Below are 12,382 nucleotides of genomic sequence, written 5' to 3'. Positions count from 1 at the left end.
CAAGTAACTAGGGTCAAGAGCTAAGCTAATTAATGTTTGGCTTGTAAATACGTGATTAACTCGTTCTCAGGCATAGGCTTAGCGTACATAAATCCTTGTACTTCATCACAACCAAGCTCAAGTAAATAATCGGCTTGTGCTTGTGTTTCAACACCCTCTGCAATTGTTTTTAGACCTAATCTTGCACCCAAAGAAATAATTAACGCAGCGATAGCCTCACACCCCTTACCTGGTAGGTCTTTTATAAATGCTCTGTCGATTTTGAGTCTATCTAACGGCAGTTTTTGCAAATAACTCAACGATGAGAAGCCTGTACCAAAATCATCAATCGCAATTTCAATGCCAAATGATTTTAACTCCTCAAGAGTGGTAATAACATTGCTCAGCTCATCCATTACCACACTTTCGGTTACTTCAAGCTCTATAAACTGTGGCTTAACTTCATATTTTATTAGAGTGTCTTTAACCTGCTGCGCATAACCTTTCACTTTAAACTGTGGCACTGAAACGTTTACAGCAACACTAATGTTAAAGCCAAGCTGTTCAAGACGCTTTTGTTGTAAACATGCTTGTTCTAGTACCCACTGCCCTATTTCAACAATTAAACCTGCATCTTCAGCCAAGGGAACAAATATAGCTGGGGAAATATATTGGCCATTCCCTGACGGCCAACGTAGCAATGCTTCACAGCCAATGATCTCTAATGTATTCAAATCTAGTTGCGGCTGGAACCACACTTCAAGTTTACGTTGTTCAAAGTCTTGACGAAGCTGCCTAATAATCCCTAAGCGCCATGCCATCTGCTCTTCCATTTCTGGAGTATACGTGACGACCATTTCAGAGGAATTCTTTTTAGCTTGGTTCAAAGCTATATATGCCAATTTTAGTGTTTCAATACCCGCTTTCTGAAAGTCACCTTGAAGGCACAAGCCAATCTTAAAATTGATAGGTAAAATATGTTCGCCAGCAGTAAAAGGTAAACTAAGATGTTCGCGTAACTGCTCAAGGTCATAACGCTGTTTTGGTAATATCAAACCAAACACATCAGCACCTATTCGAGAAAGTAGCTCGGCTTCTGGATACTCTTGTTGCAGCCTTTCAACAATGGCATTTAAAAGCAAATTACCAATTTCTTGTCCTAAACCATTATTGATATCAGAGAAATGGGCAACATCAATCAATAAAAAAACATAGTCTGTTTTACCGGGCTGATAAAAACGCTCTACTTTGTTGATAAAATCATTACGATTAGGAAGACCTGTTAAAATATCTTTATATGCTGCATCACATAAACGGTTAAACAAGCGCACATTATCAAGACCAACGCTTACATTGGTTAAAAAGATCTCGGCAAATTGTAACTGCGACGGGCTTGGCGTTTGATTTGTTTCTAAGTAAATCGCGGCTTGGCGATTTTTACTTTTTAGTAGATAGGTACTGTCAAGCTCAGTATGTTGATGCTCACCTTGTGCTAAGCAGTTTTTCACTTGTAAAATGATACGACCATTATCAAGCTGCTCAATTCGCTGACCAATTACATCGTTGTATTCAGCGCCACCGCCCAAAACAAAAACCCGCTCGTCATCTTCAATCGAACCACACAGTAAGCCGTGAGGCTCACAATCTAAAATAAACGAAAGCTGCTTTAATACAGCCATGGTAAAAGCTTTGATATCGGTAAAGCCTAAAATAGCCTTCGAGGCGAGTAGAATATTGTTTAATGCGCGGCTTTGAAATTCGAGCTGGCAAACTTGTTCATAAGAACGGATAGCTGTTACCAGTGAAGTAATCAATTTACTACGAGTCAGCTCAGTTTTAGTTTTGTAATCATTAATATCGTACTCGCGGATTACTTTTTCTTCAGGGGCATACCCTGGCTGACCAGTACGAAGAATAATACGAATATTATGGTTTTTTAGGCATTCTCTGACCTGCTTCACAACTTGTAAACCAGCATCATCTGACTCCATCACAACATCAAGTAAAATAACGGAAATAGAATGATCTTTTTTAAGTAATTCGAGCGCTTCTGCACCAGAGTAGGCGTGATGGAATCGCAAGCCTTTATCCCAAAACTCAACCCCAGATAAAGCTAGCTTAGTGACAGAATGTATTTCAGGATCATCATCGACTATTAATACATCCCAAAAATCAGATACAGTTTCTTCGAGAAGCTGCTCATCATCTTGGTCGTTAAATAAAAAGTCATTACTGTCTGATGTCATTAATAATTCCTTAAAGTGAACACCGTAAAACTGTATCGATGGTGACTCTCCACTTTACAACGATGCATAAAAATTCTATCACTTATTCGACTGTGGTACATTAGTGATAACATATACAGTCGTATCAAAAAGATTATAGCCTAAGATACGTATAATGTTATGAAAGATATAAAACTATTGCCTGAGGTGAGATTATTAAATTATTCTTTGTGAGTTTAAAAGCATTATTTGTTATGACACTCATCGCGCTTGTGGTGGGTTTAATGCTTTCTCAACAATACACTGTTGATAAGTCGATAAGAATATCAGCAAGCGCCGAAGAAATCGCAGGTTTGGTTAGTGATTTTAACCAATGGCCTGAGTGGCAACCTTGGCAAGCAGTTGACCCAAGTATTGAATTTATAATTGCAGAGCCAAGCCAAGGTGTTGGCGCTCATCAGTTTTGGCAAAGTCGCTTTGGCAAAGGCGAGATGACCATTACCCAACTAAATAAAAATGCAATGATGTTTAATATTTTGTTTAACCAAGAGCACATTGCAAAAGGCGAGATACGTTTTTCAAATGCCGCAGATGGCGTTGAGGTTAGATGCACATTACAAGGTGAAGTCAACACTCCTATTATTGGCGGCTACCTCGCTTTATTAAGCCAATATATACTTAATAACTCGGTTAAGTTGGCTTTGAACAATATAAAAACCTATGCGCAGTTAGCAACAACAGAAAAGGCAATTGCTACCGATGACAGTCAAAGCGGCTCAAGCGAGAATTAATCTTGCTAACATAATCGAAAACCAGCTTGGATACCCTATCCATAAAACATCGTCTGTAAAAATCAATCAAACAAACGATGAACAATACTCGCCGCAAGGACAACAACAGCTACCCTATCAAGTAAAAGCTGAAGCAACATTACTCGACAGAGCCCATACACGCCAAGAAATCCAATTAATAAAGCGCCAAGAAAATATCGAAACCATTATGGCAATGGCGATGGCGTTTTGCCCCGATGTAACAGGCCAACAACGACCGGATTTCGATTGGATAGAGCGCTTTATTAGTTTATGCGAAGATACTGCAAATACTGCAATGCAAAAACTGTGGGCAAAAATATTGGCAGGTGAAACTGTTACTCCAGGTACATTTTCAATCAAAAGCTTACAAACGCTTAAATTTATGACTCAGCGTGAAGCCGATGCATTACAGCGCTGCACCTCGCTGTGTGGATTTAACGAAAAAGACCACAGTCACTTAATTCTCTTGGGCTTTTACAAAAAGCCGTCGCTTTTTGATTTATTAAGAAAAGGCAACAAAGTGTCATTTAACTTGGGCAAAACCCCGGTTAGTTTTCCTGACATTTTGACTTTAATGGATATTAACTTGTTGTATCGAAAAGAAATTGAATCAGCAGTATTAAAAGCAGGACAAGAGTTAGCCCTTAGTTTTATGAATCAGCGCCTTGTATTAAAAGCTAAAAGTAATGATTTGGTGCTTAGTTACTATAAGTTTACTCAAACCGGTGATGAGCTTAAAAAACTCATTAGTACACCGATAAATAAAGCTTATAAAAATATTTTATCAACATCCTTAGAAGATGAGTTTGACGTTAGCTGGCATGCTTTAAAATAGCCTGCCAGCTAATAATAGATTCACCATCTTAGAAGTGAATTTGAATACCTGCAAATGGCCCAGAAGCATCAATATCTGTGTAGATATCATCGATATCATCAAGCTCTAAGGTCATTGAACGATAGCCCGCTTTAATATCCATATCAATAGCAAGGTTATCAAGTAACGCATAAGCAATACCGGCTTGATAATCTTGAACCTTACTATCATCAATAGCCAGTAAGCTACCTTCAAAGAAAACACTCAAGCCAGTTAATGGTAAGCCAACTTCAGCACGGCCATACACTAATGGTACAAAGCCTGAAAAATCAACACGCTCAGTAGTGCTTGGTCCACCGTTTTGCGATGTACCCGTTACCGTAATCTCACCATCAAACTGTTTAGCATTGACACCTAAATCGATAGACACTAAATCGTTATCAAAAATCTCATAGTAAAGAATATAATCAACATGTGACAAATCACTTACCGTACCAACGGTTGTACCTACCACGTAGTTAGAATCGCCAAAGCTAAAGCTTTCATCAAGCATGGTTGAACCGTTTAATTCAAGCTCTGTGTACTTAAGTTTAATATTTGGTACAAGTGGTACTGGGTGCTCTAGTGCTGCGTAGTAGCTCGTAAACGTCTCATCATCAAATTTGAAGCTTTGTAGATTACCGTCTTGGGCAAAACTACCGCTGTTATCAGATTGCCAGCCATCAACACCAAGATATAAACCTAATAATGTGTCAGCTTGAGCTGTCGGAGCTAAACAGGCCATCGATAAGGCGGCCGCTAAACAGTACTTTTTCATCATTTTATCCTTGCGCTAAAAGTTCGCTAAGTTCAATTAGAGCCGCATTGGCTCGAGAAATATAATTCGCCATTACTAATGAATGATTCGCTACAAAGCCAAAACCACTACCATTTAATATCATTGGACTCCACACGGTTTCTTGTGTGGCCTCTAATTCACGAATAATCTGTTGCAGGCTAACACGCGCATTTTTCTTTTCTAAGACATCGGCAAAATCATATTCAACTGCCTGTAAAAAATGCAGCAACGCCCATGTTGCACCACGAGACTCATAAAACACATCATCAATTTGCCACCATGATGTTTTTACCTGATTCTGTAAAGGCGTATAGGTTGCTTGATGGGCTGCGGTATCACCGGCTAGATCTGTGTTTAAGCGTTCTTGGCCGACACTGGCACTTAAGCGTTGGCTTAAACTGCCTAGGCGTTTTTCAGCTTCTTTTAACCAACCACGTAGATTATCTGCACGGGCATAAAACTGGCTATCGCGGTCATTTTGATCCGCAATTTGAGTTCGATATACAATCAGTAAATCAATGCCTTTTTGATATTCAGCCTCAGCACTTGGCCATGCCCATGCTACTGAACTTATATTAAATTGCGGCTGCGCTTTTTTCAGAGCCTCATGTTCGGTCGACTGTGATTGTGAACGACTAAAGTCTTTACGCATCGACAATACCAGGTCTCGAGTCATCTCAAGCGCCCCGTATTCCCATGCCGGCATATTATCCATCATCACACTTGGTGGCATAATATCATTTGATAAATAGCCACCCGGTTTGTTTAACAATGTACTTGCAACATTAATGAGTGTTGACGTGGTTGTGTAACCGGTGACAAACTTTTCACCCCGTTGTTGGGCTTCTTGTTTTGCCTTGTTTACAACATCCATGCGATCTGGCTCACTACTCCAGTAAACCGCAATTGCATAGAAAATAATTAAAATGATAAGTAATGCGCTGGCTATTTTTCCTTTATGCTCAGACATGGTACCTCCTAGTGGTGTGAGTGTTGTTCACTCTTATTTGCAGCCTGTTCAGACATTTCTTGTAAAGACACAACCTTAGCTTGAGTAAAAACTCGGTTGCCGTTTTTAAAATATAGCGTGAGTTTACGCTCTTGCCCTGCTTTTAGTTCATCCTCTGGTTCAAAAACCATTAAATGATAACCGCCAGGTTTAAACTCCACCTGACTATGAGCGCTAATTTCCAGTGAAAGAACCTGTTGCATTTTCATCATGCCATCAACATGCGTATGCTGATGAATCTCAACGCGGCCTAAACCATCCAGTTCGGCTTTAGTAAGCACTGTGGCGTGATCGCTTGGATTGGTAATAGTAAGATAAGCAACAGTCGCTTTACTAGCGGGTAAGAATTCTCGAACTTGGGCGTCACTCACGGTAACTTCTGCAACCTCGCTGTGCTCATGACCGCTATGGGCAGATGTAAACGTACTAAATAATAAACTTGCAGTAAAAAAAGACAGTGCGGGTAACAACTTCATTATGTTTTAATCCTTGTTAAGACATCTACTTACCCGCTAAATTTAGCATACTTTGGCTATTAAGGCAGTTTATTCACAGCTTAAGCCACTGATTTTTTGTTATCGGCAACCAGCCAACACAACGCGGCGATTAACAATAACGGCCATGCAATTACAACTGAGCCAAATAAAAACGCAAGCACTACGCCAATCACAGCAACAACACCTGCGCCAATTAAGCCAATAGTAAATAAAGCAACCCCAGCCACAACGGCAATTACTGCGATGATAGCACCAAGCACTTCAAGCCCAGCCCAGCTCATATCTGCAATCGACAAAGGCAACTGCCATGTATCAAACGATACAAACGAAATTGTATCTGTGCACAGTAATAACATTGCTAAGATGATGATAGCTAACGTTTTCATAAAAGACTCCTAGTAACCTTTAACTGGTAAAGTGCAATGAGCCACTAAATAACCCAAGCCTATTAACAACGGCATTTGAATAAGTAGTATGATCATGACTAAACGTGTAGACCATACCGGAAAGCCTAATCGTGCAGCTAAGCCACTACACACACCAGAGATCTTCTTGTTGCTTAGATCTCGGTACCAACGTGTTGATGTATGATATGTATTCATCACTAAACTCCTAAGCAGATTGCTTCATACTTGCTTTTAAATCAGCAAGTTCTTTATCAATCGCGTCATTTTTCTCAAGCGCTGCAATTTGTGCTGCTGTTGAATTTGCCGCATCACTTTGCGTAAGTTCATACGCTTCAACCTGCGATTCAATATTTTCAACGCGTTGCTCTAAGTAGTCAAAACGCGCTAATGCATCTTCAACTTTGCTGCTATGCAGCTGCTCTTTTACTTTTAAACGTGCTGTAACAACGCGCTCTTTTTGCATATAAGTCAGTTGCTTTGCTTTTGCATCTGCAAGCTTATTTTGTAAACGCTGACAATCTTCAGTGAGCTTTGCTAGTGACTCAGCCACTTTATTCATTTCAGCTTGTTGCGCTTCGATTTCTGTAGTTAAACGCTGTTTTTCAACTAATGCTGCTTTGGCAAGATCGTCACGATCTTTACTCAGTGCTTTTTCTGCCTTCGCTTGCCAGTCAGCTACTTTTGCTTGTTTAGCGGCAATTTCACGCTTCATTTGCTTTTCTTGCGTTAGAAACGTGGCTGCAGTTGCACGACACTCACTCAATGCATCCTGCATTTCTTGCACAAGTAAGTTCAGTAGCTTTTCAGGATCTTCTGCTTTGTCTAATGCAGCTGAAAGGTTTGCCTGAATAATGTCATTTACGCGATTTAATACACCCATGTGACTCTCCTGTTGATTATTGGGTTAATACATCAAGGAGATTCCAATTCTTGTGCCAACTACCACTAAAATAAAAATAAATATTTAAATACAATAAGTTGAGATTTAAAAATCAAGAATTAGACTGACTGGTGACTGAATGAAAAATAACTAATTTGACTAAAAAATTAACTTTTTCACCAAATTTTAGGATCAAAAAAAGCCACAAAATGTGGCTTTTTAATGAGGGAAATGATTAGGCTTCTGGGACAAAACTTAAGGCTTTATCCATAACAGATAAATCAGCCGCTTTACCATGACCCTTTTCTGAAAGATGACGTCTAAAACCACGCGCGCCAGGTTGGCCTTGGAAAATCCCCAACATGTGGCGAGCAATATGCCAAAAGTTAGCACCTTTACTCATTTCATCTTCGATATAGTCATACATAGAGCGCACAACCTGATGACGAGTAAGCGTAAAGGCTTCATCACCATAAATGTTTTCATCAACCTCAGACAAAATAAACGGATTACTATACGCTTCACGACCAATCATAATGCCATCAACATACTCAAGGTGAGCCACACTATCAGCAATGGTTTTCACGCCACCATTTAAACTTAAGTGAAGTTGCGGATAATCTTTTTTCAGCTGATAAACACGCGGGTAATCAAGTGGTGGGATCTCACGATTTTCTTTTGGGCTTAAACCATTTAACCATGCTTTACGGGCATGGATAATAAAGTCATCACAACCAACATCATGACTTGCTTCAATTAAGGCACATAAAAACTCATACGAGTCTTGCTCATCAATGCCAATGCGCGTTTTAACTGTAACAGGAATAGTCACTTCGGCCTTCATTGCTGCAACACAGTCAGCAACCAGCTTCGGCTCTGCCATTAAACAAGCACCAAAACGACCATTTTGCACACGGTCAGAAGGACAGCCAACATTAAGGTTAACCTCATCATAGCCACGCTCTGCCGCTAACTTTGCACACTTAGCCAACGCTTCAGGATCTGAGCCACCAAGCTGCAATGCCACAGGCCCTTCATGCTGGTTAAAATGAAGGTAGTCGCCTTTACCAAATAAAATAGCCCCTGTTGTCACCATCTCAGTGTAAAGCACAGCATGCTTAGTCATTTTACGGTGAAAAGTTCGACAGTGACGATCTGTCCAATCTAACATGGGTGCCACGGAAAAACGGCGGTTTAATGTCGTTGTGCTCATAACATGGCCCCTTTAAAGATCAATACGTTTACTTGCAACTTGATTACCTAATACGATTAACGCTCAGTACAGCGATGACGCAATTTTAAGAGATGCATCATGCCCTGACAAAATTTTCGATATTATATCACTAATGCTCAATCGCAACATGACATAATCAAAGATGGGGAAGAAAAGAATAAAAGAAGTGGACTACACACTCACTTCTTACAAAATGGTGGATAAGTTAACTTTTAACTTCATTAAGGAGGTGTTCTAAGTTTTTGCCTGTAAGTTCAAATATGGTGATTTCTAACTCTTTATAATCTTCGTTCTTAAGGTTAACTAGTTTGGCACCCACTGCAATTCGCGCTACTTTTTCAACAGGGTCGATTTCAACAATTTCAATTGATGCATGAGTATCATGATCTTTTGACTGCACATAGTATTCACTAAAAAATGTACCATCAGCGCGAACATTCGGGTTGCTGTCAGACACTGATTGTAAAAGTGTACCTTTCTTTAAATCACTTTTACGAAGTGAAAAGCTGTACTCAGCAACATTTGCATGACCAATGATCACTGTTACTGCGCTTTCACCATTAATTTTAAAATCATGATCAGTTACTTCAATAACTTTTAACTTACCACTGTCATAGGTTGGCTCCATGCAAGCACCTAAACTAAAAATCAGAAAAACTGATAAAACAACATTTTTGAGTAGCATTCTCTATTCCTTAAATTTTTATTGCCTACTTCTTAACTTAGATAAAAGAAGACAAATATTCAAAGTTTAAATTACTGAAAATGCACTTTAATTCATCTTATCCAACGACACTCAAACCAAAGTAGTGAGCTATGCCGCCAAGAATGTTTGTCACAGCCACTGAAGATAAAATTAGTCCCATCACTCGGCTGATTATACTGGCACCACTATCACCAATTAATTTGTGAACTTGAGTAGCCAATAAAAGTAACACTAAGACGATAATGAGCACCGATAACATTATCGCAGAGGTAACTAGTTGCTCTAACCATGTATATTCATTATTGCGCGTCATCAACACTGCACCGAGCATTGCCCCTGGGCTTGCAATAGATGGAATTGCCAGCGGAAAGATAGCCGTTTCGGTACTATCACGGACACTTTTAATTTCGCTTTCAGGCTTACTCTCGCCAAAGATCATAGACAGCGCAAAAAGTAATAGAACAATGCCGCCAGCAATCTGAAATGCCGATAAAGGGATTTTAATTGCGTTTAACAGCAACTCCCCAGCAATAACAAAGAAAAGCAAAACTAATGCCGACACTCCTACCGCTTTAAGTGCAACTTTGCGTTTAAACTTGGCATCATCCCAGCGGGTTACAGCAATAAAGACAGGCACCGTACCGATTGGATCAATCACAGCAAAAAAGAAAATGAACGCGGCGAGCAACTCAGTCATTAACAAACTTCCTTGAAAACGAGATAGCGAATAAAAACACTGCAACTACAATACAGTATGTTAGTATATCACGGTAGCGTAAGGATAAGAGAAGATGAATATAGAATCACTCGTTAGTAAAGCAAAACAAGTCTGCGACAATCGTGGTGCACGTTTCACGCCTATCCGTGAAAAAGTATTTCGCCTTTTAGCTAGTGCGCAAGGTGGTGTAGGTGCTTATGACTTATTAGAACAACTTAAATTAACTGAGTCTGGTGCAAAACCTGCCACTATTTATCGCGCGTTAGATTTTTTGTCTGAACTTGGCTTTATTCATAAAATCGAAAGTACTAACTCTTTTATGTTGTGCCATCATTTCGATTATATTCACCCTGTACAACTATTAATTTGCGACAGCTGTGGTTTTGTTAAAGAGTTACATTCAACAGTGATTTCTCACGAACTGAATAATCTCGCCGCAGAAAGTGGATTTATTGTCTCTGGACAAACTATCGAAGCACATGGAAAGTGTGAAAATTGCAAAGATTAAGTGCACTGTTCTGAACAGCCACTACACTTAAGTTATAATTGCAGCTTGGCTGCGTAACCTGAGGGAAATTAAATAATGAATGTGGAGTTCATCAACCCATTTTTATCATCATTATTAAATGTATTGAGCACCATGGCTCAAACAGAATTGAAACCGGGTAAACCTAGTTTAAAAAAAGATGAAGTAGCCCGTGGTGATGTTTCCGGTTTAATAGGTATGGTTGGACCACAAACAAAAGGCTCACTTTCAATCTCATTTGATGAAAGCCTAGCATTAACCATTATGGAAAGAATGCTCGGAGAACGACCAGAAACTATCGATGAAGAAGTTACCGATATGGTCGGTGAAATCACTAACATGGTGACAGGTGGTGCTAAAAACTTACTTGGCGAAAAAGGCTATGAGTTTGATATGGCAACACCAGTTGTAGTGTCTGGCAAAGGACATACAATTGCTCACAAATGCGAAGGTGCCAAGGTGTTAATTCCATTCACGTCAGCTGACGGTAACGCCAATATCGAAGTAAGCTTTGATAAACTATGAGTTGGCAGCAAAAAACAATTCAATTAAAGCCTCGCTCGCGAGGCTTTCACATTATTGATGACGAAATACTTCGCCAACTCCCCGAAATAACACAGTACAAAGTCGGTTTATTACACCTTTTCATTCAGCATACTTCTGCAAGCTTAACCATTAACGAAAATGCAGATCCGACTGTGCGAATGGATATGGAAAGTCACTTCAATCACTTTGTGCCAGAACGACAAAGTTATTATCGTCATGATTATGAAGGTGATGACGATATGCCAGCCCATATAAAAAGCAGTACATTAGGTGCTGAACTCACCATACCAATTAATCAAGGCCGCTTAATGCTAGGCACATGGCAAGGTATTTATTTAGGTGAACACCGAGACCATGGTGGTGCTAGACGCATTGTCGCGACGATTCAAGGTCAGATCTAAAAACTAGCTATAGACAAAATTTGGTTTTAACAGCTTTATTTAAGAAAGATTTTATTTAAGAAAGTATTTTGGGATTTTTTAGAGATTGGAGCGGCACACGAGGCTCGAACTCGTGACCTCAACCTTGGCAAGGTTGCGCTCTACCAACTGAGCTAGTGCCGCTTTATAAGTAGTCAGTAATTTGTCCGTTGGTGCACAACCTTGAAGGTTGCGGTAAAACGTTCTGGCAACTGAGCTAGTGCCGCTTTATAAGTAGTCAGTAATTTGTCCGTTGTCGCACAACCTGAAGGTTGCGGTAAACGTTCTGGCAACTGAGCTAGTGCCGCATTCAAAAGTAGTCAGTAATTTGTCCGTTGGTGCACAACCTTGAAGGTTGCGGTAAAACGTTCTGGCAACTGAGCTAGTGCCGCTTTAAATAGTTTCTAGTTACAAGATTCAAGTTACAAGTTTGAATAGCTTGGTGCTTTCAACTTTCCCCTTGAAACTTATATCAATTTCTTTTGGTGAGAAATTGGAGCGGCACACGAGGCTCGAACTCGTGACCTCAACCTTGGCAAGGTTGCGCTCTACCAACTGAGCTAGTGCCGCATCAAATAGTTTCTAGTTACAAGATTCAAGTTACAAGTTTGAATAGCTTGGTGCTTTCAACTTTCCACTTGAAACTTATATCAATTTCTTTTGGTGAGAAATTGGAGCGGCACACGAGGCTCGAACTCGTGACCTCAACCTTGGCAAGGTTGCGCTCTACCAACTGAGCTAGTGCCGCACAATAAGTTACTAGTTTTAAGTT

15 protein-coding genes and 3 tRNA genes are annotated in these 12,382 nt (G+C 39.9%); 5 read left to right on the top strand and 13 right to left on the bottom strand.

The genetic code is table 11. The features are described from left to right. Positions 1-29 precede the first annotated feature (29 nt). Positions 30-2,225 carry an EAL domain-containing protein gene (locus tag E5N72_RS04570; RefSeq protein ID WP_135923424.1) on the bottom strand — a complete coding sequence of 732 codons (2,196 nt, stop codon included), beginning with the start codon at positions 2,223-2,225 and terminating at the stop codon, positions 30-32. 233 nt (positions 2,226-2,458) lie between these two features. Here E5N72_RS04570 and E5N72_RS04565 point away from each other — a divergent pair, with 233 nt between their 5' ends. Both E5N72_RS04565 and E5N72_RS04560 read left to right on the top strand, forming a co-directional pair. After that, positions 2,459-2,995 (top strand): SRPBCC family protein, encoded by a 537-nt coding sequence (locus E5N72_RS04565; RefSeq protein WP_135923423.1) that lies wholly within the window; start codon positions 2,459-2,461, stop codon positions 2,993-2,995. After that, positions 2,964-3,851, top strand: a complete 888-nt coding sequence (locus tag E5N72_RS04560) for a TIGR03899 family protein (protein ID WP_135923422.1) — start codon at positions 2,964-2,966, stop codon at positions 3,849-3,851. The genes E5N72_RS04565 and E5N72_RS04560 overlap by 32 nt, the downstream gene beginning before the upstream one ends. A 28-nt stretch (positions 3,852-3,879) precedes the next feature. Here E5N72_RS04560 and E5N72_RS04555 read toward each other — a convergent pair whose 3' ends face one another. From E5N72_RS04555 to E5N72_RS04515, 9 genes are all read right to left on the bottom strand, one after another. After that, positions 3,880-4,647, bottom strand: coding sequence for a TIGR04219 family outer membrane beta-barrel protein (locus E5N72_RS04555; protein ID WP_135926227.1), 768 nt, complete (start codon positions 4,645-4,647; stop codon positions 3,880-3,882). A gap of 4 nt (positions 4,648-4,651) precedes the next feature. Further along, positions 4,652-5,638 carry a DUF2333 family protein gene (locus E5N72_RS04550; protein WP_135923421.1) on the bottom strand — a complete coding sequence of 329 codons (987 nt, stop codon included), beginning with the start codon at positions 5,636-5,638 and terminating at the stop codon, positions 4,652-4,654. Positions 5,639-5,646: 8 nt separating this feature from the next. Then, positions 5,647-6,153: a copper chaperone PCu(A)C gene (locus E5N72_RS04545; protein ID WP_135923420.1), complete on the bottom strand. Its 507-nt coding sequence runs from the start codon at positions 6,151-6,153 to the stop codon at positions 5,647-5,649. Positions 6,154-6,233: 80 nt separating this feature from the next. Further along, the gene (locus E5N72_RS04540) at positions 6,234-6,560 is read right to left on the bottom strand and encodes a hypothetical protein (protein WP_135923419.1); all 327 of its coding nucleotides are present in this window, start codon (positions 6,558-6,560) and stop codon (positions 6,234-6,236) included. Between the two features lie 9 nt (positions 6,561-6,569). Then, a complete protein-coding gene (locus tag E5N72_RS04535; protein WP_135923418.1) occupies positions 6,570-6,776 on the bottom strand; it encodes a PspC domain-containing protein in 207 nt (68 codons plus the stop codon). 10 nt (positions 6,777-6,786) lie between these two features. After that, positions 6,787-7,461, bottom strand: a complete 675-nt coding sequence (locus E5N72_RS04530) for a PspA/IM30 family protein (RefSeq protein WP_135923417.1) — start codon at positions 7,459-7,461, stop codon at positions 6,787-6,789. Positions 7,462-7,696: 235 nt separating this feature from the next. After that, positions 7,697-8,674, bottom strand: a complete 978-nt coding sequence (gene dusA / locus E5N72_RS04525; RefSeq protein WP_135923416.1) for a tRNA dihydrouridine(20/20a) synthase DusA — start codon at positions 8,672-8,674, stop codon at positions 7,697-7,699. A gap of 226 nt (positions 8,675-8,900) precedes the next feature. Further along, complete coding sequence (locus tag E5N72_RS04520; protein WP_135923415.1) at positions 8,901-9,380, bottom strand: hypothetical protein; 480 nt, start codon at positions 9,378-9,380, stop codon at positions 8,901-8,903. A gap of 97 nt (positions 9,381-9,477) precedes the next feature. Next, positions 9,478-10,098, bottom strand: coding sequence for a MarC family protein (locus tag E5N72_RS04515; protein ID WP_135923414.1), 621 nt, complete (start codon positions 10,096-10,098; stop codon positions 9,478-9,480). Between the two features lie 94 nt (positions 10,099-10,192). Here E5N72_RS04515 and E5N72_RS04510 point away from each other — a divergent pair, with 94 nt between their 5' ends. The 3 genes from E5N72_RS04510 (at position 10,193) to E5N72_RS04500 (ending at position 11,592) form a co-directional block, all read left to right on the top strand. Continuing rightward, positions 10,193-10,627 (top strand): transcriptional repressor, encoded by a 435-nt coding sequence (locus tag E5N72_RS04510; protein WP_135923413.1) that lies wholly within the window; start codon positions 10,193-10,195, stop codon positions 10,625-10,627. Positions 10,628-10,702: 75 nt separating this feature from the next. Further along, on the top strand, positions 10,703-11,170 hold the full coding sequence (locus E5N72_RS04505) for a chemotaxis protein CheX (RefSeq protein ID WP_135923412.1): 468 nt from the start codon (positions 10,703-10,705) through the stop codon (positions 11,168-11,170). Further along, entirely contained in the window at positions 11,167-11,592 is a 426-nt protein-coding gene (locus E5N72_RS04500) for a secondary thiamine-phosphate synthase enzyme YjbQ (protein WP_130166180.1), read from the top strand. Before E5N72_RS04505 ends, E5N72_RS04500 begins: the two co-directional genes overlap by 4 nt. 86 nt (positions 11,593-11,678) lie before the next feature. Here the strand turns inward: E5N72_RS04500 and E5N72_RS04495 are convergent. From E5N72_RS04495 to E5N72_RS04485, 3 genes are all read right to left on the bottom strand, one after another. Continuing rightward, positions 11,679-11,754, bottom strand: a tRNA-Gly gene (locus E5N72_RS04495). A 350-nt stretch (positions 11,755-12,104) separates the two neighbouring features. Then, positions 12,105-12,180: transfer RNA gene (locus tag E5N72_RS04490), tRNA-Gly, on the bottom strand. A gap of 102 nt (positions 12,181-12,282) precedes the next feature. Continuing rightward, positions 12,283-12,358: transfer RNA gene (locus E5N72_RS04485), tRNA-Gly, on the bottom strand. Between the last annotated feature and the right edge of the window lie 24 nt (positions 12,359-12,382).

Origin of the sequence: Pseudoalteromonas sp. MEBiC 03607 (assembly GCF_004792295.1) — a bacterium.
GTDB classification, from domain to species: domain Bacteria; phylum Pseudomonadota; class Gammaproteobacteria; order Enterobacterales; family Alteromonadaceae; genus Pseudoalteromonas; species Pseudoalteromonas lipolytica_C.
Note: the sequence above shows the minus strand (reverse complement) of the source record. Positions and strands in the feature narration are given on the sequence as shown.

Excerpts from the sequence above, each read along its gene's own strand:
- E5N72_RS04570 (WP_135923424.1), bottom strand. The coding sequence starts at position 2,225 with ATGACATCAGACAGTAATGACTTTTTATTTAACGACCAAGATGATGAG.
- E5N72_RS04565 (WP_135923423.1), top strand. The coding sequence starts at position 2,459 with ATGACACTCATCGCGCTTGTGGTGGGTTTAATGCTTTCTCAACAATAC.
- E5N72_RS04560 (WP_135923422.1), top strand. The coding sequence starts at position 2,964 with ATGACAGTCAAAGCGGCTCAAGCGAGAATTAATCTTGCTAACATAATC.
- E5N72_RS04555 (WP_135926227.1), bottom strand. The coding sequence starts at position 4,647 with ATGAAAAAGTACTGTTTAGCGGCCGCCTTATCGATGGCCTGTTTAGCT.
- E5N72_RS04550 (WP_135923421.1), bottom strand. The coding sequence starts at position 5,638 with ATGTCTGAGCATAAAGGAAAAATAGCCAGCGCATTACTTATCATTTTA.
- E5N72_RS04545 (WP_135923420.1), bottom strand. The coding sequence starts at position 6,153 with ATGAAGTTGTTACCCGCACTGTCTTTTTTTACTGCAAGTTTATTATTT.
- E5N72_RS04540 (WP_135923419.1), bottom strand. The coding sequence starts at position 6,560 with ATGAAAACGTTAGCTATCATCATCTTAGCAATGTTATTACTGTGCACA.
- E5N72_RS04535 (WP_135923418.1), bottom strand. The coding sequence starts at position 6,776 with ATGAATACATATCATACATCAACACGTTGGTACCGAGATCTAAGCAAC.
- E5N72_RS04530 (WP_135923417.1), bottom strand. The coding sequence starts at position 7,461 with ATGGGTGTATTAAATCGCGTAAATGACATTATTCAGGCAAACCTTTCA.
- dusA (WP_135923416.1), bottom strand. The coding sequence starts at position 8,674 with ATGAGCACAACGACATTAAACCGCCGTTTTTCCGTGGCACCCATGTTA.
- E5N72_RS04520 (WP_135923415.1), bottom strand. The coding sequence starts at position 9,380 with ATGCTACTCAAAAATGTTGTTTTATCAGTTTTTCTGATTTTTAGTTTA.
- E5N72_RS04515 (WP_135923414.1), bottom strand. The coding sequence starts at position 10,098 with ATGACTGAGTTGCTCGCCGCGTTCATTTTCTTTTTTGCTGTGATTGAT.
- E5N72_RS04510 (WP_135923413.1), top strand. The coding sequence starts at position 10,193 with ATGAATATAGAATCACTCGTTAGTAAAGCAAAACAAGTCTGCGACAAT.
- E5N72_RS04505 (WP_135923412.1), top strand. The coding sequence starts at position 10,703 with ATGAATGTGGAGTTCATCAACCCATTTTTATCATCATTATTAAATGTA.
- E5N72_RS04500 (WP_130166180.1), top strand. The coding sequence starts at position 11,167 with ATGAGTTGGCAGCAAAAAACAATTCAATTAAAGCCTCGCTCGCGAGGC.